The 737-nt window shown below is 64.3% G+C and carries 2 protein-coding genes; both read right to left on the reverse strand.

Annotation, left to right across the window (positions count from 1 at the left end):
• Positions 1-33: 33 nt before the first annotated feature.
• Positions 34-609, reverse strand: coding sequence for an IS630 family transposase (locus A5767_RS18615; protein WP_197483277.1), 576 nt, complete (start codon positions 607-609; stop codon positions 34-36).
• Positions 610-735 carry a winged helix-turn-helix domain-containing protein gene (locus A5767_RS24210; protein WP_372477773.1) on the reverse strand — a complete coding sequence of 42 codons (126 nt, stop codon included), beginning with the start codon at positions 733-735 and terminating at the stop codon, positions 610-612.
• Positions 736-737 lie beyond the last annotated feature (2 nt).

Raw genomic sequence — 737 nt, forward strand, 5'->3', positions numbered from 1 at the left:
TTAAAGATGGTTCGGTAATTGAGTGAGCGTAGATCATAACGAGAGCCTGGTGTGGTCGAGGAAGCCGTGACACAGGTCGTAGCTCGACCCGATCCGGGTCAGCCCTGCCTCGGTCGCCACACGAACCTCGTCGAGAGTATCGGGGCACAGGTTGGCCAGTTCGGTGGATTTCATGTTGCCCCAGACTTGTTCGATGGGATTGAGCTCGGGCGCATACGCCGGGAGACGTTCGACGTGGAGCCAGTCGCGCTGGGTCGCCAGCCACGCGGTCATCGCCCGGGACCGGTGGGCCATCAGTCCGTCCCAGAGCACGATGAGCTTCTCGCCGGCGAAGTGGCCACGCAGTTCGGTGAGGAACTCGATGAGTTTGTCGGTGTTGTAGGCACCGTCGGTCATGGAGAACACAAACGCACTGCGACTGCGGTCGGGCCGATAGGCCAGGACTCCGGCCATCGACAGGCGTTTCCAGGAGAACCGGTGATGCAGAACGGGTGTGTCGCCTTTCGGCGCCCAGGTTGCGCGGACCACCGGGAGCAGCGAGACGCCGCTTTCGTCCTGGAAGCAGATCCATGCACCTCGGCGCCGCGCTATTTTTTTATCCGCGGCCACTCATCTCTCGCGCCAGGCGACGATGGCGTCCTCGTCGCGTTCGACCGCGCGCCGTGCGGGCCGCCGCCGGCTCCAGCCGAGCCGGGTCCGCAGGATCGTCCAGGTCTGGGTGGGTCCGTAGGTCACGC

This window comes from Rhodococcus sp. 852002-51564_SCH6189132-a, assembly GCF_001665495.1.
GTDB classification, from domain to species: Bacteria; Actinomycetota; Actinomycetes; order Mycobacteriales; family Mycobacteriaceae; genus Rhodococcus; species Rhodococcus pyridinivorans.